This window comes from Roseovarius sp. AK1035 (genome assembly GCF_003288315.1).
In the GTDB taxonomy this organism is placed as follows: domain Bacteria; phylum Pseudomonadota; class Alphaproteobacteria; order Rhodobacterales; family Rhodobacteraceae; genus Roseovarius; species Roseovarius mucosus_A.
The window spans coordinates 3,211,371-3,230,650 of the sequence record NZ_CP030099.1 but is presented as its reverse complement, the minus strand read 5'-3'; the positions used below and the strand labels follow the sequence as shown (position 1 = coordinate 3,230,650).

Sequence of the window (19,280 nt, the reverse complement as noted above, 5' to 3'; positions counted from 1 at the left end):
TTTTTTTCGGTTACTTTGCGGCGAAGAATTTTACGAGTCAATCTCAACCACTTAGCGGCAGCCGTTCACCCGCGTGTTTTCGCCCATTTTCCGACGTTTTACCAGCGCAGGGCCACCGCGCCCCACGCCAGACCGCCGCCAATCGCCTCGGCAAGGAGGAGATCGCCGCGTTTGATCTTGCCCGAGGCCACGCCAACCGAGAGCGCGAGGGGGATGGAGGCGGCGGAGGTATTGCCATGATCCTGCACGGTGACGATCACGCGCTCCATCGGCAGGCCCAGTTTTTTGGCCGTGCCCTGGATGATGCGGATATTGGCCTGATGCGGGACGATCCAATCCACATCGGAACCGCTGAGGCCGATTTTTGCCAGGGCTGTTTCGGCGGTTGAGGCCAGTTTTTCCACCGCTTGACGAAAGAGCGGGTTCCCTTGCATGCGCAATTTGCCCGCCTCGCCGGTGGTGGACACGCCGCCATCGACATAGAGCATGTCGCGGTAGCGCCCGTCGGAATTCAGATCGGCAGAGAGGATGCCGCGATCCTCGGATGTACCAGCCCCCTCTTCGAGGCCCAGCACCAAGGCCCCTGCGCCATCGCCGAACAGCACGCAGGTGGAGCGGTCTGTCCAGTCCATGATGCGGCTGAAGGTTTCTGCGCCGATCACCAGCACGCGCTGCGCCTGACCCGAGAGGAGGAGGGCGTTGGCGGTGGTGAGCGCGTAGATAAAGCCTGCGCACACGGCCTGCACGTCAAAGCCGAAGCCGCGGGTCATGCCCAATTCGCTTTGCACCATGGTTGCGACCGAGGGAAAGGTCAGATCCGGGGTAGAGGTGGCCACGACGATACCGTCGATGTCATCGGGCGTGAGGCCCGCATGTTCGAGCGCGGCGCGGGCGGCGCGCACGGCAAGATCCGAGGTGGGTTGATCCTTGGCCGCGAAATGGCGGCGTTCTATCCCAGAGCGCGTGCGAATCCACTCATCCGACGTGTCGAGGGTTGCTTCGAATTCCGCGTTGGGAACGATACGTTCAGGCAGATAATGTCCGATGCCTTGGACGACGGCGCGCAGTGTCATTCAGATTCGGCCTCTGGTTGGGGCTCTGGGTGGGCATCCTGATCGAGCAGGGCGGCGGAGGCAACCCGCGCCGCCAGCCGTTCAGAAAAGCCGGATTGGGCCAGCTCGAACGCCAGCTTGATCGCCGAGGAGACGCCCATGGAATCGGCGGCACCATGCGATTTGACCACGGTGCCGTTCAGCCCGAGGAAGACCCCGCCATTGGCGCGGCGCGGGTCGATCCGCTTTTTCAGGCGCGCAAGCGAGGTATAGGCCAGCACCGAGGCCAGCCGCGAGAGAAAGGAATAGGCAAAGGCCTCGCGCAGCAAGTCGGCGATCAGTTTGGCGATGCCTTCGCCGGTCTTCAGAGCGACGTTGCCGGTAAAGCCGTCGGTGACGATCACATCGCATTTGGTGCCGGGCAGGTCGCGGCCTTCGACGAAGCCCACGAAATCGAAATCCGCAATCCGGGCATTGGCGGCGATAAGATCATAGGCCTCTTTCAATTCGGCGCGGCCCTTGTGCTCTTCGGTGCCGACATTGAGCAAGCCGATGCGCGGGCGCTCGAGCCCAAAGCCGTTGCGGGCATAAGACGCACCCATCAGGGCGTATTGCATGAGGTCCTTGGCATCGGCGCGGATATCCGCGCCACCGTCGAGCATGATGTTATGCTTTTGCGGATTTTTCGAGGGCCACATCACGGCAATGGCCGGGCGGTAGATGCCCGGCAGTTTGCGCAGGCGCAGCACAGACATGAGCATGAGCGCGCCGGTATTGCCGCAAGACACACATACGGTTGCCTCGCCCATGCGCACCGATTCGAGCGCGGACCACATAGAGGTGTCACGCCCGTGGCGCACCACATGCGACGGCTTGTCGTTCATGGTGACGACTTCGGGGGCATGCCGGATTTCACACCGTTCAGCCAAGCCGCGACGCTTGGCTATCAGACGCTCAAGCTCTTCTTTCGGGCCGTGAACGATAAAGCCGATATCGGGGTTTTTGGACGCAGAATAGGCAATGCCGGCAACAACCGTTGCCGGCCCCTGATCCCCGCCCATGGCGTCAATCGAGATGATGGTGCGTCCTGCACCCGCCTTGGAATGGTCCCTGCGAGCGGTCATGCAGCAAATCGCCTATTGCGGGTTCAGGCCGCGTCGTCTTCCAGGTCGATTTCTTCCACCAATGCCACGACCTCACGGTCGGCATAGTGTCCACACGCCGAGCACACGTGATGCGGGCGCTTCAGTTCGCCGCAGTTGGTGCACTCGTTCGGGTTGCCTGCAACCAGCGCGTCATGGGCGCGGCGATTGTTGCGGCGCGATTTCGATACTTTGTTCTGTTGGACGGCCATGTCGCAACCTCAATTCCTGTGGGCCGATCTGGCCCTGTTTCACGGGTGTTCGCGGCTCTTAGTATGTTACGAGCCGCCGGTTCAACCCCAAATTCCGGTGAGAGCGGGAAAATACAGAGATTTAATGCCGGGGCAAGCGATTCTTGGCGTGCGGCGGGATCATTCCGTGTCGGGCTTGCCCAGCTTGTCGCGCAGGCCCGAAAGGGCGGCGAATGGTTTGGTTTCCTCATCCTGCATCGGGGTCACGCCCTCTTCGGCCACGGTCAGTTGGCCGAGTTCGGCCCCATCCTTGCGGGGATAGGGGGGCAGGGCGAGGCTCAGCGCCTCGATCATCACGCGCGCAAGGTCGATTTCCGTGCCCAGCGGTTCGAGTGTGTCATCCTCGGGCATCTCGATCTCGGCGCCCGGATCCGGGGCGTCAAGCCGCGCGTCGGGGGAAAAGCGGCGCATCACCGACTCGTCGATGCGGGTCTGCACAGGTTCGAGCGTGACGACACAGGGCTGCGAGACGGTGGCACCCAGTTCGGCCTGCAAGAGCCAGTCGGCGCGCCCCTCTGCCGTGAGCGTGCCGCGCAGGCGCAGCTTGCGCAGACCCAGCACCCCAAGATCGCTTGCGATGCGGGCCATCTCTGCGGCGTCGGGGGCGATATCGAAGGTCACGGGACGGCGCGCCGAAAGGTCGGCCACGCGGATCGCTCGGGTGTTTTGCGGGTGTTGTGACATCTTTCCCCTCGCTTCCTTTCTTGAACCATTGCATCACCTTGCTGTAAACGGGATAAAAGCCGAAGCAGGCCGATACAAGAGGGCAGAAATGACAGCGATCCGAAACCGAGTGATCAGCGCCTTGGCGCTGTGCTGTCTGATGGTCGTCACGGGCTGCGCTGCCACCTATCGCAATCACGGTTATGTTCCACCCGAAGAAGATCTGCAAAACCTCGTGGTGGGCGTGGATAGCCGCGCCACTGTGGATGATGTGATCGGGCCGCCATCGCTCTCGGGGGTGCTGGCGGATGGCGATTATTATTATGTGCGCAGCCGGGTGCGGGAATATGGCATGTTCCGCCCACAGGTGGTGGAGCGCCGCGTTCTGGCGATTTCCTTCAATGACAATGACACGATCGCCAATATCGAGGAATTCGGGCTTGAAGATGGTCAGGTTGTCCCACTTGCGCGGCGCGTGACCGATTCTTCGGTGGTCAGCAACGGCTTCTTGCGTCAGCTCTTGAGCAATATCGGCAACATCAACCCTGTCGAAGGGTTCGGCAACTAGGCCGGGTCATGCCGCTGTCACAGCTTGCGTGCTAGAGCGACCGGGACTAGGGTCGCTCAGCGCAGACGAGGTCGCGGCATGGCAGGGCTTGGCAATCAGCGGTATCAGGCACGGATCGGCACAACGCCCGAGGATCGGGTTGCTGCACAGCGGTTGCGCGCACGGGCCTTTCTGGGCGAGGCCGATGGGCTGGATTGCGACCGTTTCGATGACATTTGCACGCATGTTCTGATTGAAGAGACGGGCAGCGGCGCGTTGGTGTGTTGCTTTCGGATGCTGATGCTGAATGGCGGGGCCGAGATTGCGCAGAGCTATTCGGCGCAATTCTATGACTTGTCAGCGCTTGCGGGGTTCGAAGGCAAAATGGCCGAGATGGGGCGGTTCTGTATCGCACCGGGGCGGCTTGACCCCGATATCTTGCGGGTGGCTTGGGCCGCTATGACGCGGTTTGTCGATGACAATGGCGTTGAGATGCTGTTTGGCTGCTCCTCCTTTCATGGCACCAAGACCGAGACCTATCTGGATGCCTTTGCCATGCTGCGTGAACGGCATCTTGCGCCGCGACGCTGGTGGCCGCAGGTCAAGGCACCGGCCGTGTTCCGCTTTGCGGAGCGGCTGCGGCGGCACAAACCTGACCTGAAGCTGGCGATGCGGCATATGCCGCCCCTCTTGCGCACCTATTTGATGATGGGCGGATGGGTCAGCGATCATGCGGTGATCGACCGGCATCTGAACACCTTGCATGTGTTCACCGGTGTCGAGATCGGGGCCATTCCGGCGACGCGCAAGCGGCTGCTGCGCGCGCTTGCCGGTTGAGGTCTCTTGACGCTGGCGAGGCGGCAGGATAGCCCGCGCCCATGGCACGCGCACCTCTTTTACAGCTCACCGACATTTCGCTTACCTTTGGGGGTGAGCCTGTGTTTCATGACCTCTCGCTAGTGGTGCAACCCGGTGACCGGGTGGCGCTTGTGGGGCGCAACGGGTCGGGAAAATCGACGCTGATGAAGGTGATGGCCGGTCTGGTCGAGCCAGATCGCGGGCTTCGGGTTGTGACGCCGGGGATCAGCGTGGGCTATATGGAACAAGAGCCCGATATGGTCGGGTTCACCACGCTCGGCGACTATGCCGCAAGCCTGTTGGACCCGGCTGAGGCCTACCGCGTGGAGATGGCGGGTGAGGGGCTGAAATTTGATCCTGCGCGCCCGGTCAGCACAGCGTCGGGGGGCGAGCGGCGGCGCGCGGCCCTGGCCAAGCTGATGGCCGAGGCCCCGGATCTGATGCTGCTCGACGAGCCGACCAACCATCTTGATATCGAGGCGATTGCCTGGTTGGAAAATGAGCTGCGCGAGACGCGCAAAGGCTTTGTTCTGATCAGCCATGACCGTGCGTTTTTGCGTGAACTGACGCGCGCAACCCTTTGGATTGACAGGGGAATGACGCGGCGACAGGAAAAAGGGTTCGAGAATTTCGAGGCTTGGCGCGACAAGGTTTGGGATGATGAGGATCAGCAACGCCACAAGCTGGATCGCAAGATCAAGTCCGAGGCGCGGTGGGCGGTCGAAGGCATCAGTGCGCGGCGCAAGCGCAATCAGGGTCGGGTGCGCGCCTTGGCCGAATTGCGCGCCGAGCGTAGCAGCCAGATCCGGCGGCAGGGCACGGCGGCCATGGCGTTTGATTCGGGGCCAACGTCGGGCCGTAAGGTGATCGAGGCTGTTGATATTTCAAAGGCTTACGGTGACAAGCTCATCTTGCAGAAGTTCAGCATCAAGATCCTGCGTGGGGATCGCGTGGCCTTTGTCGGCCCCAATGGGGTGGGCAAGACGACATTGCTCAAGATGCTGCTCAAAGAGATCGAGCCCGACAGCGGTGCCGTGACCCATGGCACAAATCTGGTGCCGGCGGTCTTCGATCAGGCACGAGCGCAGCTTGACCCCGAGATGACCCTCTGGGAGAGCCTGACGGGGGATGCCGATATGCGCGTCTCTGGGCAGGCGGATCAGGTGCTGGTGCGCGGGCAGCCCCGGCATGTGGTGGCCTATCTCAAGGATTTCCTGTTTGACGAGCGGCAGGCGCGTGCGCCGGTCAAGTCGTTGTCCGGGGGAGAGAAGGCCCGGCTTTTGCTGGCTAAGTTGATGGCGCGCGAAAGCAATCTGTTGGTCTTGGACGAGCCGACCAACGATCTCGACATCGAGACGCTGGACCTCTTGCAAGAGTTGCTGGATGATTTCGACGGCACCGTCCTTTTGGTCAGCCATGACCGTGATTTTCTCGACCGTGTGGCGACCACGACCATCGCGATGGAGGGGGATGGCCGGGCCACCACCTATGCCGGTGGCTGGTCGGATTACCGCGCGCAGCGGGGCGCGGATGCCGCCATGGAGGCAGATAAAAAGGCAAATAAAACAGACGCCAAGGCACCGGAGTTGAAGCAATCCAAGGCTGCTGTCACGCGGCTCAGCTTTACAGAAAAGCACCGATTGGAGGAGCTGCCCGCCGTGATGGCACGGCTTGCCGCCGAGATTGGCAAGCTCGAAGAGCTACTTTCGGATGCCGCGCTTTTTGCCCGCGAGCCGGTCAAGTTCAAGAAAGCCACCGAGGCGCTGACCACCCGTCAGAGCGCTCTGGCCGAGGCGGAAGAGGAATGGCTGGCCTTGGCGGAGCGCGCAGAGGGCTGAGCGTTACTGCATCCGCAGCGCGCCATCGAGGCGGATCACCTCGCCGTTGAGATAGCCGCAGTCGATGATGAAGGCGGCAAGCCGGGCATATTCTGCCGGATCACCCAAGCGTTTGGGAAATGTCACCTCAGCCGCCAGACTGTCCTGCACCTCTTGTGGCAATCCGCGCAGCATTGGCGTCGCAAAGGTGCCGGGGGCAATGGCCATAACACGGATGCCTTCGCGCGCCAGATCGCGCGCCATGGGCAGCGAGAGGCCAACAATCCCCCCCTTGGAGGCGGCATAGGCGGCCTGGCCCTTTTGCCCGTCAAAGGCGGCGATGGAGGCGGTGTTGATGATCACGCCGCGCGCGCCGTCTGCGTCGGGCGTGTTCAGCGCCATTTGCGCCGCGGCCAGCCGTGCCACGTTGAACGAGCCCACAAGGTTGATGTCGAGCGTGCGACGAAAGAGATCGAGCGGGTGGGGGCCGTCGCGGCCCAGCACCTTGGCGCCGGTGGCGATGCCTGCGCAATTGATTGCGGCGGTGATCCGTCCCATGGCGGATGTGGCTGCTGCGATGGCGGCGGCGACTGATGCCTCATTTGTCACATCGGTTTCGACGAAATATGCGCCAATGTCGGCGGCGATGGCCGCGCCACGCTCTGCATCGCGGTCGAGCAGCGTCACCTGAGCGCCCATGGTGCGGAAATGCCGCGCGGTCGCCTCGCCCAACCCCGAGGCCCCACCGGTGATGATCGCGGCCGTATCCTCTATGCGCATGGTGCCCTCGTTTGTTTTAAATGAACATATGTTCAAATACTGCCTGCGACCTGTCCTGTCAAAGACTGTCTTGGGCCTCTTCTTGGTACAAATACTCGACTCCGTCGCTTACCCTTTGCGCTGTCGCAGGCGGGTGATGACCCCCAGCGTCAGCACGGTCAGCACGATGCGGTAGATATGGTGGATCGTCACGAAGGCCGGATTTGCCTGAAGGCTGAGCGCCACCAGCGCCATTTCGGTGACACCGCCGGGGGCAAGCGTGATGAGGAGCACATCGACCGCCTCGCCTGTCATCTCGTGCAGCGTAACGGCCAGCACCACACCCAAGGCCAACATGGACCCGACCGCCGCCAAGGCCAGCGCCGTTCCGCGCAGTAAGAGGCCACGGCTGAGCCCGGTAAAGCGCATGCCCAGCGCTGTTCCAAGCACGATTTGTGCCATATTTACAAGCCATTGGGGGATGTCAAAGCTGAGCCAGCCGCTAAGCGACAGGGCTGCGGCAAGGGCCATCGGCCCGGTCATCTGCCCCGCTGGCAGGCGCAGCAGATGGCCCAGCCCCAATCCCCCCAGCCCCGCCAGCACGATCAACGGCAGGTCGGACCAAGGCACATCCGGGCGGGCCATGGTCATACCCGCCGAGCTGCCCACAGGGGCCCCAAGCCAGAGCGAGAGGCCAAGGGGCAGGGCCGTCACCACCACGATGATGCGCAGGAATTGCTGCATCATCAGGCGGGTCACGTCGGCACCTGCTGCCTCGCCCATTTCGATGCTTTCATAAAGCCCGCCGGGGGTGCTGGCGTAAAAGGCGGTGGTGGGGTCATAGCCGCCGAGATGCCGAAAGATCGTATAGCCCATGGTATGGGCCAGAACGACGAAAAGTGTGACAGCACCGAAGGTTAGCGCGTAGTGATGGGCCTCGGTGAAGAGGGCGGGTGTGACTTGGGCACCGATCATCAAGCCGATGATGGCGATGAACATCAGGCGCAGTTTTTGGGGAAAGCGGTAGCCAGAGGGCAAGCGTTCGGGCAGGGCGGTGGCGATCAGGGCAGAGATCGCCAACGGACCCAACAGGAAGGGCAGCGGCAGGCCAATGGCCTGGCCCACAAAGCCCGAAAGAGCAGAGCAGGTCAGCAGCAGGAGGGTGGTCGCATGGATCGGCATGGTGCCTGTTCAAGCACCGGGCGCGGGCAGGGGCAAGGGGCGCTCAGAGGAATTTGACGAATTTCTCAAAGGGCATTTCACGCAGGCGTTGCCCCGTGGCGGCAAAGATCGCATTGGCCAGCGCGGGGGCTGCGGGGGGCACGGGTGGCTCTCCGATGCCCTTGATCTTGGGGCCGTTTTCCAGCCCACGCACGGTGATTTCAGGGCATTGATTGAGGCGAAGCGATTGAAATGTATCGAAATTCATCTGCTCTGCTGCGCCACCGGCATAGGTGATCTGACCGTGCATCGCATGGCCCAGACCAAAGAGCACACCGCCCTTGACCAGCCCTTCGAAGTTGATGGGATCTAGGATGCGGCCCACATCGGCGGCGACGAAGACGTGGTCGAGGCGCAGGCCGTTTTCGGTGTTTGTGACCTCGACGACTTGCGCGCAGGGCACACCGAAGGAGAGGCAGAAGGCCACGCCACGCCCTTGACCGGGGGCAAGCGGGCTGCCCCAGTTCGACATCTCGCCCACCGCCTCGAGCACCTGCCGGGAAGGGGCGTGATTGCAGAGGCGCAGGCGCTCGGCCAAGGGATCGGCCCCGGCGGCGTGGATCAATTCGTCAAGCAGGCTGTCGTGAAAAAACCCGTTGGACGAGGCCCCGACCGAGCGCCAAGATGAGATTGGGGTCAATTCGGGCGTACGGTATCCGGTGACACGGTAGTGAGGAATATCAAAGGGTTGATCCCATGCTCCGGCCACGATTTGCAGGTCTGGACCGGGGGCGGGGATGCCTTGGCGGCCCATTTGCGAGGCGAGAACCGAGGGCATGGCGATGCCCAGATCATAGGCCGCGACCTGACCATTGGCGACGCGCCCGCGCCCGCGCGCCATAGCGATCTGGCGGGGGAAGTCGTGGGTCATATCCTCTTCACGGGAATAGGTGAGTTTCACGGGCCTGCCGGGCAGTTCCATGGCGATGCGGGTGGCGTGGCGCGTCACCTCGTCTTCGAGGCGGTGGCCAAAGCTGCCGCCGATCATCAGGGCGTGAACGTGGATTGCGTCAGGCGTAAGGTTTGTAAGCTTTGCCACGTTATTTTGTACAAAGCGCGGCACTTGGGTGCCGGTCCAGATATCGACCCGCTCGGGTGTGTAGAGCACGGTGGCGTTGAGCGGTTCGAGCGGGGCGTGGGCGAGGTAGGGCGCGCGGTATTCGACCTCAAAATCGGGGCCCTCTGAGAGGGCGGTTTCCACATCGCCCGAGTCGCGGAATTGGCTGTCTTGGCGGTCGGGGGTGAAACTGTCGGAGAGGGCCTGCCAATGGGCGTCCATCTCGGACGGGATGGGGGCGGGGCCCCATTCGACGGGGATGGCGGCGACCGCCTGCATTGCCCGCCAAGTGTTGTCGGCGATGACGGCGACGCCTTGGGGCAGGGCCACGACCTTGATCACGCCGCGCATTGCGAGGGCAGGGGTGGCATCATGGCTAAGGCGTGCGCCGCCCATGGCAGGGTTGAGGCGCAACGCGGCATGGGCCATGTTTGGGAGGGTGACGTCGATGCCATAGTTTTGCGTGCCGGTGGATTTGGCGACGATGTCGATCCGTTGCATCGGTTGGCCGATCAGGCGCCAGTCGGAGGGCGCGCGCAGGGTGACATCGGTTACGGGATCGGTGTTTGCGGCCTCGGCGGCAAGGCTTTGGTAGCTGAGACCGGTGCCATCGGGCAGGATCACCGCGCCACGGTCGGTGCGTAAATCGGTTACGGAGATGTTATGCAGCCGCGCGGCGGTGGCTTTGAGCGTTTCGCGCGCGACGGCCCCGGCGTGGCGCAGTTTGTCGTAACTATCAGGCACGGTGGTGGACCCGCCGGTGATCTGCATGCCCAGAAATTTCATCGGCGCGTCGGCAAGGCCGCGCACGGTTTCGGCAAGCCAGCTATCGTCGGTGGCGCGGAACGGCACGGCATCGCCCGACAGGGCGGTGTTGTAATAGGCGGGGCTGGGGGGGCCGGGATCGGTTTTGATCTGGTCCAGATCCACATCGAGTTCTTCGGCGATCAGGGCCGCCTGGAGGGACACCGCGCCTTGCCCCTTGTCGGCGCGGGGGGTGATGAGGGTGATGGCGTCCGAGGTGATCAGCACATAGGGGGTGAGGGCCGCCGCCCCCTCGGGCAAATCGGTCAAGAGCGGATTGGCATAGGGCGTCTTGTACCGCCAGACACCGAAGGCCACGCCGCCCGCAATTGCGGCGGAGCCGATCAGGACTGTGCGGCGGGCGATGGTTTTGGCGCGACCCATGAGTCATGCCCCCTTGAGCGTGCGCGCGGCGGTTTTGACCGCCTCGCGGATGCGCGGATAGGTGCCACAGCGGCAGAGATTGCCGGAGAGTGCGTCGTCAATCTCGGTATCGGTGGGATCGGGGGTTTCACTCAGGAGGCTTGCGGCCTGCATGATCTGGCCGGACTGGCAATAGCCGCATTGCGCCACCTGATGCGCGATCCACGCGGCCTGCACGGGATGCGGCACGTCGGGGGTGCCCAGCCCCTCGATCGTGGTCACAGGCCCCCAGACATCGCCCACCGCCACCTGACAAGAGCGGGTGGCCACGCCGTCGATATGGACGGTGCAGGCACCGCATTGGGCGATGCCGCAGCCATATTTCGGCCCGTTGAGGCCCAGAACATCGCGCAGCGCCCACAGGAGCGGCATCTCGGGTTCGAGATCCTCAAGAGAATGTACGGTGCCGTTGACGGTGAGTTGCATGGGTGGCCTTTGTGACAGGGATAGGGTCAAGGATAAACTGATCGGTTCAGTTGTCCAGATGGCATGGCAATTGCTGTTTCACTCGGGCGCAAAGACCGTATAGTGAGGGGCAATGATCCAAGAGACCGGAAAACGGATGCAGGTTGTCATTCACGCAGGCGCCCATCACACTGACGAGGACAGGCTGATCAACTGCCTGTCCGCCAATCGCGAGATGCTGGCGCGTCACGGAACCAATGTTCCCGATCCGCAGCGCTATCGCCGTTTGGTGCGCGATGTATTGCACCACGCGCAGGACGCGGGGCTTGCCCCGGATGCGCGTGATGTTTTGGTGGATGCGATCAGCAACGAGGGGGCTGTGGATCGGCTGGTCCTGTCCAATCCGGGGTTTTTCGGCACGCCCAAGATGGCGGTGAATGGGGGCGTATTGTATGGCGCGGCCGAACATCGGTTGAACCTCTTTCGGCAGTTGTTTCCGGATGATCATCTGGAACTGTTTATCGGGGTGGTCAATCCGGCGACGTTCCTGCCGCCTCTTCTGAAAGAGACCGACTTTGACACGGTCGAGGCGCTGTTGCGGGGCCATGATGCGGCGCATCTGCGCTGGTCCGAGTTGATCACGCGGGTGCTGCGGCATCATCCGGATATTCCAGTGACGGTGTGGTGCAACGAAGATACGCCGCTGATCTGGAGCCAAGTGGTGCGGGAAATGGCGGGCATTGATCCTACGGTCGCATTTGAAGGGGAATTCAGCCTGATCGAAGAGATCATGACCCCAGCGGGGCGTGAGCGGTTTCGCGGCTATCTGGCGTCGCATCCCGGCCTGACCGAGGTGCAGAAGAGGCGGGTGGTGGCGGCGTTTCTTGACAAGTTCGCCGATGAGGCGGCGATCGAAGAAGAATTGGATGCGCCGGGCTGGACCGATGCGCTGGTGGCCAAACTGACGGAACTCTATGATGAGGACCTGTATACGATCCAGCGCATGCAGGGCGTTCAAGTTATCACGCCCTGAGCACGCGATTTCTGCTTGCAGAGGTGGAAAGGCTTGGCTAATCAGGCGCGCAAGCCCCTATAGCTCAGCTGGTAGAGCAACTGATTTGTAATCAGTAGGTCCGCGGTTCGAGTCCGTGTGGGGGCACCATTTCCCAAAATGTGATCAAGACGGCGGCAGGTTTAGGCCTGTCATGCGGATGTGGCCGGGGATGTTATCCACAGCTATTCAGAGATTCGCGGCTATCTTTGGAGAGTCGTGTTTCCAATCTGGCAACAGAGACGTTTTGTGTGGTGCATTGTTGCCGAATTTTCCGCTCTGCCTTTTTTTAAACACAGAGGCGCCCTGAAGCCCGTGTTTGCGCGGATATGTCATGGGATCCGAAACAAACACACGCTATGCGTGTGAGTCGTGCTGAAATCCGAGCGTTTTGCTTTAATTTCGCGTAATTTTTGATCAATCCCTGCCCAGAGGCAGAAACAGTTGGCGTGTCTTGGGAGGGGGATTTGTGGCGATAACAAGGCCAAAATTAACCTAAGAGGCGTATTTTCGGCACGTTTGCGCCAGATTCCACTTGGGCCAGACTATTCAAAAGGATAATGTCTGGACAGCCCATCTGGGGGGTCATGTCTGTAGGTCGCGGGGGCGACCGCACACAACCAACGCGATGTTTCGTGGAAAGCTGCCGCAATCCCCGACTCTTTAATGATCGCAGTTATTGGAAGTTTTGGGCTGTTTCGTCCCGTTGTGTAATGCCGTTGGGCATTCCTTCCCTTTGGTTCTGTGCCGGTCGCTCTTGTTCCGTTGAATCGGGATTGATGCAGGCGTTTTGAACAGGGTCGCAAGCATGTGTCGTTGAGGCACGGGAGATGGAACATGGCAATTAACAGAGTCGACGGCGACAATTCCGGAAATAGAATTGATATTGCCTACACGGGCGATCCCGAGGGGGATCGGATTGATGCAAATGATGCGCCCGACGGGTCGAACGATGACGTCGTGGACGGATTTGGCGGCGATGACACCATTCTGGCTGGTGCTGGTAACGATACGGTCTTTGCCGGATCGGGAAGCGACTCGGTCGAGGGCGGCGCGGGCAATGACCTGTTGGTGGGCGACACGCCCGATGCGACGGCAGGTGCGCGGGAAGTGTTCCAGTGGAGCGAGGCGCCCGATCCCAATGATGCCGATCCGATCGACGCGGGCGATCCAATCACAGCGTTTACCCAGAATACCGGCTCTGTCGATGTGACCTTTTCGGTGCTGACCAGCACCGTGACCGATGATACCACCTTTGCCGACAATCCGCAGAATGTGACAGGGGTTGTCACGGATGGCACTGTGGCCGATGGGGGCAGTTCGCTGTCGGCGGATCTGGCAGCGCCGGGATCGACCGATCTCAAGCTTGAATTCTCGTCCGAAGTTTCGAATGTTTCGTTCAATATCAATGACCTGGATGGCACAGAGAATGTGCAAATCTTTGCCTTTGACGCGGCGGATAACCTGATCCCCGTGACCCTTGTCGGCGGCTCTGCCGTGACGGTGCTGAGCGCGGAGCAAGCGATGGGTGCGGGGTCGGGCACCGATGATGGCCCGGCGCATAGTCTTACGGTGTCGATTGCGGGACCGGTATCGCAGCTTGTGATCCGGTATTCTGATGCCGATGGCACGTCGGATGGTCTGAATGTCACGGATGTGTATTTCGGGCTGACGGGCGGCGTGGTCGATGCCGGATTGCCGGGCGACGATACGCTGGTTGGCGGCGAGGGTGACGATACGCTCTTGGGTGAGGCCGGGAACGATGTTCTGTCGGGCGGTGCCGGTGCGGACAATATCTCTGGCGGGGCTGACGAAGACTTGATCATCGGCGGCACGGCGGGCGATGTGGTGGATGGCGGCAGCACGGGCGTGGACAATGACACGCTTGATCTGCGCGGTGCAGGCCCCCTGCGCGTGGTGGATGAGACGGTTGATCCGGATGGCAATTCGACCTCTGGTCGGGTCGAATTTCTGGGCAGCGATGGGGCTGTGACCGGCGACATGACCTTTGCCGAGATCGAAAACCTGATTCGGCCCGACAATACCGTGCCGGATGCTGTCAATGACGACGGTGTCACGACAGGATTTGAAACAGAGGTTACGATTCCGGTTCTGGCCAATGATACCGATGCGGATTTCGACCCGCTGTCGGTGACAGGAGCCACGGATGGGGCCAATGGCACCACCACGGTCAATGGCGACGGCACCGTAACCTATACGCCGAACGCCGGGTTCAGCGGCACGGATACGTTTGATTAAACGATTTCGGATGGCAATGGTGGCACCGATACGGCCACCGTGACAGTCACGGTGGGCATCGCCCCGCCGCCGCCGCCGCCCACCCGTGACGGGATTGTGGATGGCACTGCTGGAGACGATCTGATTGATCTGGGCTATGCAGGCGATCCGGACGGCGATTTCGTTGATAACGATGACGCGCTTTTGCCGGGGGCTGCGCCGAATGATGACAGCATCCGGGCGGGTGCCGGGGATGACGTGGTCTTTGCCGGGGTTGGCGATGATCAGGTTGACGGGGCTGACGGGGCTGATCTGATCTTTGGCGAGGATGGCTCTGATACGATTGACGGCGGCGCGGGCAATGACACCATTGATTCCGGCACCTCTACGTCGACCTTGCCTTTGCCTGATCTTGGTTTTGGCACCACGGTGCCGGCCGATCTTGATCCCGAGAATGACCGCGATCTGGTGTTTGGCGGTGATGGCGACGATGTGATCACCACCGGCGACGATGCGGATACGATTTCCGGCGGGGCCGGGGCGGATTTGATCGACGGGGGCATTGATGCCGATGTGATCGACGGCGATGACGGCAATGACACGCTGATCGGTAGCGAAGGGTCTGACACGATCAACGGCGGTGCCGGGGACGATGTGATCTTTGGCGGGCTTGAAGAAGGCTTTCCCGACTCGATCAATATTCCCGATGCGACCGATCCGGAGCCGGGCAATGGCCGGGACCTGATCGACGGTGGCGATGGCAATGACACGATCTTTGGTCAGGACGATGATGACACAATTCTCGGCGGTGCCGGGGATGATGTGATCGACGGTGGCATTGACAACGATTTCATCGTGGGCGCTGACGGCAACGACTCTTTGATTGGTGGTCAGGGGGATGACACGATCACCGGCGGTGCCGGCAATGATACGATCAGCGGTGGTTTGGGTGCAGATCGTCTTGTTGGCCTCGATGACCGCGATGTGTTCGTTGATGTTGGCGCGGGTGACACGATTGATGGTGGCACCGGCGGCGACGATTTTGACACGCTCGACCTGCGCGGTCTGGGTCGGTTCGAGATTGTCGGGCAAACAACGGACCCGGACGGCGATTCGACCTCGGGCACGGTCAACTTCCAGGATCGTGATGGGACGGTTACCGGATCTTTGGTGTTCGGCGAGATCGAGAACCTTATTCCTTGCTTTACCCCTGGCACGGCGATTGCCACGCCGCGTGGCGAAAAGCTGGTGGAAGAGTTGAAGGTTGGAGACAAGGTGATCACCCGCGACAACGGTCTGCAAGAGATCCGTTGGATCGGTCAGCGGGGGCTGAGCGGGGACGAATTGGCGCGCTCGCCGCATCTGCGCCCAATCCTGATCCGTGCTGGTTCGCTGGGGCATGGTTTGCCGGAGCGGGACATGCTTTTGAGCCCGCAGCACCGCATCCTGCTCAATTCGGATCGTGCCGCGCTCTATTTCGAAGAGCGTGAGGTGTTGGCTGCGGCCAAGCACCTGATCGGGATCGAGGGTGTGAGCCAAGTCGAGACACGCGCAGCGACCTATATCCACTTTATGTGCGATCAGCATGAGGTGGTTCTGTCGAACGGCACCTGGACCGAGAGTTTCCAACCCGGTGAGCAGGTTCTGGACGGCATGGGCGCGGCACAGCGGGACGAGATCTATGACCTCTTCCCGGAGTTGCGGGCGGTCGAGGGGATCGAAGCCTATCAGGCGGCGCGGCGCTCGCTCAAGCGGCATGAGGCGCAATTGCTGGTGCGCTGAACGGCGGGCCTGATTGTTATCAAAACGTGGACAATCCCGGTTAAGAGCCGGGATTGTTTCGTTTTGATGGGTGGTTTGCGAGGGGCGGCTGGGGCAGGGGCGTGAGGGGTGTTTTGTGCGCAGAGGGGCGGCAAAGCACCGCATCTTGCATCGACACGCCTAGGCAAACGCCCCAGATTTTTGGGCCAGCGGGCAGATTCAGATTGTTAGAAGAATTTCAGCTGGATCAAGGGGATAAGTGGCGGACCGAGGAGGATTCGAACCCCCGACCCCTTGATTCGTAGTCAAGTACTCTATCCAGCTGAGCTATCGGTCCGTGAGGGCAGCAATTAGACTCTGACGTCGGGCAATGCAAGGGCGTTTTGGAAGAAATTATGACGTCGCGCCGAAATTTCCCTTGGGCAGGGTGATACAGAAGGCGGTGCCCGTGGCGTCGCTGCGTTCGAGAATGAGCGTGCCGCCATGGCCGCGCACCAGTTCTGCGGCGATGGTCAGGCCAAGGCCGCTGCCGCCCTTGGTGGTGCCGCCCTGAAAGGGTTTGAAGAGATGTTCGCGCGCCCGTCGGGGCAGGCCGGGGCCGGTGTCCGCAACGCGGATCATCCATTCGGCGGCATCCTCATCGGCCATCACGCTGATCTCGCCGGGGCGGCCACTATTGACGATGGCTTGGCGGGCGTTGCGCACGAGGTTGCCGATGATGCGATAGAGCTGTTCGGCATCGGCCAGCACGACGAGGTCGCCGGGCACATCCTCGGCAAAGCTGACATCGGCATCGCCTGCGGCGAGACGCTCGCTGTCGATCACATCGGCCACGACATCCGCGAGATAGAGGCGGGCAAAGACGGGCCCCGGCTCTTCGGCCTTGCCATAGGCCAGCGTGGCTTCGCACAGATGCACGGCGCGGGTGAGGGCGTTGATGAGTTTGGGGGCGAGGCGTTTGACGGTGGGATCTTCGCTGGTCTCGATCCGGTCAGTGAAAAGCTGGGCGGAGGTGAGAATATTGCGCAGGTCATGATTGACCTTGGCCACGGCCCCGCCCAGCTGGGCGAGATGCTCTTTTTGCTTGAGTGCGCCGGTGAGTTGGGTTTGCAGAGATTGCAGGGTTTCCTCGGCCTCGCGCAGTTCCTTGACGCGGGCGGTGGGGCGCAGCACGCGGCGCACATCCTCGGGGGCGGCGGCATAGGTCTGCATGGCGGCAACCACGCGCTTGATCGGTTTGACGAGGGTCACGCGCACGGCGAGAAAGAGCAGCACAGCCGTGAAGATGGAAATCACCAGCGAGAGCCAGAGGATGCGCAGGCCATAGTCGATCATCGCTGCGCGCAAGCCGGAGGAATCGAGCGTAATCTCGATCAACATCCCGCCCATGCGCACCGGCTCGCCGATGACACGGATGATCTGGCGGTCGGGTGTGACGAGCCGCATCATGGCATCGCGGATCAGGGTAATGGCGGGGGCGTCGCGCAAGTCGAAGGTTTGCGCCACGGGTTCGGGCACGGGGGAGGACAGGATCAACTGGCGGGCATCATCGCGCAGCAGCACGACGTTGAACACCTCGGCGTTGCGCAAGAGTTCTTCTTGCAGGTCAGGCGTTACCTCTTCATCGGCCAGAAGCACGAGCGAGGCGATTTGGGACCGTTCCAGCCGGGTCAGCAGGTAATCTTCGCGAAAGCGAGCGATGGAGGGGACAAAGATCAAAATCTCGGCCAGCATCACGAAAATGGCCGTCAGGATCAGGAAGCGCCCGGAAAGCGAATTCAGCAAAATGTCCCCTCCCGAGGATGGCTGCGATCAGGGTAGCCAGCGTTGCACAAAGCCAACGATACGCTTGACGCCTGCGCTGTCAAACAGGCGGGGCGAGAAATAGGCCCCGGCGGCGCGTTTGTTGATTTCGCCCATGGTGGGGTAGGGGGCAACCATATTGGCCACGTGTTTCATCTTGAGCCCGTTGGCAAGGACGAGCGCCCAGAGATTGATGAGTTCGCCCGCTTGTGCACCCGCGATAGAGACTCCGACGGGGCGGCCGCGCACCACCATGACCTTGATCAGACCGGCTGTTTTGCGGTCTGCAATGGCGCGGTCGTTGTGGGAATAATGGAAGCGGACGACTTCGAGATTGCCGCCGTGTTCCTCACGCGCCTGAGCCTCGGTTAGCCCGACTTGGGCCAGTTCGGGATCGGTATAGGTGGCCCAAGGAATGTGATCGGTGCGATTTTTCGCGGGCAGGCCCAAGAGCGCCTGACGGATGATGAGGCCCGCGTGATAGCCCGCAACATGGGTGAATTGCAGCCCGCCCGCGACATCGCCAATGGCATAGACGCGGCGGTTGGTGGTGCGCATGGACGCATCGACCTTGATGCCGCGTTTGGTGGTTTCGATGCCTGCGGCGTCGAGATTGAGGCGATCTGTGTTGGACTTGCGGCCCACGGCCATGAGCAGGTGAGAGCCTTTGAAAATGCGCCCGTCTTTGGCCTCGATCTCGATGGCGCCCGCCTGTCCGCGAATTTCGGCGGCCAAGGCCCCTTCTTCGATCTCGATGCCCTCGGCGCGGAATTGGTCGATCACCACGGCGGCCATTTCGGGATCGTCATTGCCGAGCACCTTGGCCCCCTCGATCACCGTCACGGCGCAGCCCAAGCGGCGGTGCGCCTGCGCCATTTCCATGCCGATCGGGCCGCCGCCCACAACGAGCAGATGGTCGGGGCGTTCGCGCAGATCAAAGAGGGTTTCGTTAGTTTCATAAGGCACAGTGTCGAGCCCCGGAATTGGCGGGACAAAGGGAGATGAGCCGGTCGCAATGACGATGCGGCGGGCGGTGATGATGTGCTCGCCAGCCTTGACCTCGGTCGGTGAGAGGAATTCGCCGTAGTCACGGATCACGCGCACGCCCAAGCCTTCGAAGCGCTCTTGGCTGTCGACGGGTTCGATCTGGGCGATGATATCTGCCACATGGTCCTTGGCGGCAGCGTAATCCACCTTGGGGCTTTGGTCCGCGATGCCGAATTGGGCGGCGTGCGATTGGGCATAGGCCGCTTTGCCGCTGGCGATCAGCGCCTTGGAGGGCACGCAGCCGAAGTTGAGGCAGTCGCCGCCCATCTTGTGCCCTTCGAGCAGGATCACGCTTGCGCCCATTTGCACGGCGCCAGCGGCCAGCGACAGGCCGCCGGAGCCGGCCCCGATGACCAGAAGATCGGTCTTCAATCGTGTCAT

16 protein-coding genes and 2 tRNA genes are annotated in these 19,280 nt (G+C 61.7%); 7 read left to right on the top strand and 11 right to left on the bottom strand.

Translation table 11 applies throughout. From position 1 onward, the window contains the following. Positions 1 to 98: 98 nt before the first annotated feature. From RAK1035_RS15425 to RAK1035_RS15410, 4 genes are all read right to left on the bottom strand, one after another. Positions 99 to 1,073 carry a beta-ketoacyl-ACP synthase III gene (locus tag RAK1035_RS15425; protein WP_008281052.1) on the bottom strand — a complete coding sequence of 325 codons (975 nt, stop codon included), beginning with the start codon at positions 1,071 to 1,073 and terminating at the stop codon, positions 99 to 101. Then, complete coding sequence (gene plsX, locus RAK1035_RS15420; protein WP_008281051.1) at positions 1,070 to 2,176, bottom strand: phosphate acyltransferase PlsX; 1,107 nt, start codon at positions 2,174 to 2,176, stop codon at positions 1,070 to 1,072. Before plsX ends, RAK1035_RS15425 begins: the two co-directional genes overlap by 4 nt. Positions 2,177 to 2,199: 23 nt before the next feature. Continuing rightward, complete coding sequence (gene rpmF, locus RAK1035_RS15415; protein WP_008281050.1) at positions 2,200 to 2,406, bottom strand: 50S ribosomal protein L32; 207 nt, start codon at positions 2,404 to 2,406, stop codon at positions 2,200 to 2,202. Positions 2,407 to 2,565: 159 nt separating this feature from the next. Continuing rightward, entirely contained in the window at positions 2,566 to 3,129 is a 564-nt protein-coding gene (locus RAK1035_RS15410) for a YceD family protein (protein ID WP_008281049.1), read from the bottom strand. Positions 3,130 to 3,217: 88 nt separating this feature from the next. Here RAK1035_RS15410 and RAK1035_RS15405 point away from each other — a divergent pair, with 88 nt between their 5' ends. From RAK1035_RS15405 to RAK1035_RS15395, 3 genes are all read left to right on the top strand, one after another. Continuing rightward, positions 3,218 to 3,676: an outer membrane protein assembly factor BamE gene (locus tag RAK1035_RS15405; protein ID WP_037297655.1), complete on the top strand. Its 459-nt coding sequence runs from the start codon at positions 3,218 to 3,220 to the stop codon at positions 3,674 to 3,676. Positions 3,677 to 3,754: 78 nt separating this feature from the next. Continuing rightward, positions 3,755 to 4,492: a GNAT family N-acetyltransferase gene (locus RAK1035_RS15400; protein WP_008281047.1), complete on the top strand. Its 738-nt coding sequence runs from the start codon at positions 3,755 to 3,757 to the stop codon at positions 4,490 to 4,492. A gap of 41 nt (positions 4,493 to 4,533) precedes the next feature. Continuing rightward, positions 4,534 to 6,351, top strand: coding sequence for an ABC-F family ATP-binding cassette domain-containing protein (locus RAK1035_RS15395; RefSeq protein ID WP_008281046.1), 1,818 nt, complete (start codon positions 4,534 to 4,536; stop codon positions 6,349 to 6,351). A gap of 3 nt (positions 6,352 to 6,354) precedes the next feature. Here RAK1035_RS15395 and RAK1035_RS15390 read toward each other — a convergent pair whose 3' ends face one another. The 4 genes from RAK1035_RS15390 to RAK1035_RS15375 form a co-directional block, all read right to left on the bottom strand. After that, entirely contained in the window at positions 6,355 to 7,110 is a 756-nt protein-coding gene (locus RAK1035_RS15390; protein ID WP_008281044.1) for an SDR family NAD(P)-dependent oxidoreductase, read from the bottom strand. 108 nt (positions 7,111 to 7,218) lie between these two features. Beyond that, positions 7,219 to 8,271, bottom strand: coding sequence for an AbrB family transcriptional regulator (locus tag RAK1035_RS15385; protein ID WP_008281043.1), 1,053 nt, complete (start codon positions 8,269 to 8,271; stop codon positions 7,219 to 7,221). Between the two features lie 43 nt (positions 8,272 to 8,314). Next, positions 8,315 to 10,555 carry a xanthine dehydrogenase family protein molybdopterin-binding subunit gene (locus RAK1035_RS15380; RefSeq protein WP_008281041.1) on the bottom strand — a complete coding sequence of 747 codons (2,241 nt, stop codon included), beginning with the start codon at positions 10,553 to 10,555 and terminating at the stop codon, positions 8,315 to 8,317. A 3-nt stretch (positions 10,556 to 10,558) separates the two neighbouring features. Next, positions 10,559 to 11,020 (bottom strand): (2Fe-2S)-binding protein, encoded by a 462-nt coding sequence (locus tag RAK1035_RS15375; RefSeq protein WP_008281039.1) that lies wholly within the window; start codon positions 11,018 to 11,020, stop codon positions 10,559 to 10,561. Positions 11,021 to 11,132: 112 nt separating this feature from the next. Here RAK1035_RS15375 and RAK1035_RS15370 point away from each other — a divergent pair, with 112 nt between their 5' ends. From RAK1035_RS15370 to RAK1035_RS15355, 4 genes are all read left to right on the top strand, one after another. Continuing rightward, positions 11,133 to 12,032: a hypothetical protein gene (locus tag RAK1035_RS15370; RefSeq protein WP_008281038.1), complete on the top strand. Its 900-nt coding sequence runs from the start codon at positions 11,133 to 11,135 to the stop codon at positions 12,030 to 12,032. A 53-nt stretch (positions 12,033 to 12,085) separates the two neighbouring features. Beyond that, positions 12,086 to 12,161 (top strand) — tRNA-Thr (locus RAK1035_RS15365). A gap of 726 nt (positions 12,162 to 12,887) precedes the next feature. Then, positions 12,888 to 14,309, top strand: a complete 1,422-nt coding sequence (locus RAK1035_RS20555) for an Ig-like domain-containing protein (protein ID WP_008281037.1) — start codon at positions 12,888 to 12,890, stop codon at positions 14,307 to 14,309. Positions 14,310 to 14,348: 39 nt separating this feature from the next. Next, complete coding sequence (locus RAK1035_RS15355; RefSeq protein ID WP_008281036.1) at positions 14,349 to 16,070, top strand: Hint domain-containing protein; 1,722 nt, start codon at positions 14,349 to 14,351, stop codon at positions 16,068 to 16,070. 239 nt (positions 16,071 to 16,309) lie between these two features. Here RAK1035_RS15355 and RAK1035_RS15350 read toward each other — a convergent pair. The 3 genes from RAK1035_RS15350 to RAK1035_RS15340 form a co-directional block, all read right to left on the bottom strand. Continuing rightward, positions 16,310 to 16,386 (bottom strand) — tRNA-Arg (locus RAK1035_RS15350). 56 nt (positions 16,387 to 16,442) lie between these two features. After that, a complete protein-coding gene (locus RAK1035_RS15345) occupies positions 16,443 to 17,834 on the bottom strand; it encodes a sensor histidine kinase (protein ID WP_008281035.1) in 1,392 nt (463 codons plus the stop codon). Positions 17,835 to 17,861: 27 nt separating this feature from the next. Next, positions 17,862 to 19,280 (bottom strand): dihydrolipoyl dehydrogenase family protein, encoded by a 1,419-nt coding sequence (locus tag RAK1035_RS15340; RefSeq protein ID WP_008281034.1) that lies wholly within the window; start codon positions 19,278 to 19,280, stop codon positions 17,862 to 17,864.

Excerpts from the sequence above, each read along its gene's own strand:
- RAK1035_RS15380 (WP_008281041.1), bottom strand. The coding sequence starts at position 10,555 with ATGGGTCGCGCCAAAACCATCGCCCGCCGCACAGTCCTGATCGGCTCC.
- RAK1035_RS15395 (WP_008281046.1), top strand. The coding sequence starts at position 4,534 with ATGGCACGCGCACCTCTTTTACAGCTCACCGACATTTCGCTTACCTTT.
- RAK1035_RS15410 (WP_008281049.1), bottom strand. The coding sequence starts at position 3,129 with ATGTCACAACACCCGCAAAACACCCGAGCGATCCGCGTGGCCGACCTT.
- RAK1035_RS15340 (WP_008281034.1), bottom strand. The coding sequence starts at position 19,280 with ATGACACGATTGAAGACCGATCTTCTGGTCATCGGGGCCGGCTCCGGC.
- rpmF (WP_008281050.1), bottom strand. The coding sequence starts at position 2,406 with ATGGCCGTCCAACAGAACAAAGTATCGAAATCGCGCCGCAACAATCGC.
- RAK1035_RS15370 (WP_008281038.1), top strand. The coding sequence starts at position 11,133 with ATGATCCAAGAGACCGGAAAACGGATGCAGGTTGTCATTCACGCAGGC.
- plsX (WP_008281051.1), bottom strand. The coding sequence starts at position 2,176 with ATGACCGCTCGCAGGGACCATTCCAAGGCGGGTGCAGGACGCACCATC.
- RAK1035_RS20555 (WP_008281037.1), top strand. The coding sequence starts at position 12,888 with ATGGCAATTAACAGAGTCGACGGCGACAATTCCGGAAATAGAATTGAT.
- RAK1035_RS15390 (WP_008281044.1), bottom strand. The coding sequence starts at position 7,110 with ATGCGCATAGAGGATACGGCCGCGATCATCACCGGTGGGGCCTCGGGG.
- RAK1035_RS15400 (WP_008281047.1), top strand. The coding sequence starts at position 3,755 with ATGGCAGGGCTTGGCAATCAGCGGTATCAGGCACGGATCGGCACAACG.
- RAK1035_RS15385 (WP_008281043.1), bottom strand. The coding sequence starts at position 8,271 with ATGCCGATCCATGCGACCACCCTCCTGCTGCTGACCTGCTCTGCTCTT.
- RAK1035_RS15375 (WP_008281039.1), bottom strand. The coding sequence starts at position 11,020 with ATGCAACTCACCGTCAACGGCACCGTACATTCTCTTGAGGATCTCGAA.
- RAK1035_RS15405 (WP_037297655.1), top strand. The coding sequence starts at position 3,218 with ATGACAGCGATCCGAAACCGAGTGATCAGCGCCTTGGCGCTGTGCTGT.
- RAK1035_RS15425 (WP_008281052.1), bottom strand. The coding sequence starts at position 1,073 with ATGACACTGCGCGCCGTCGTCCAAGGCATCGGACATTATCTGCCTGAA.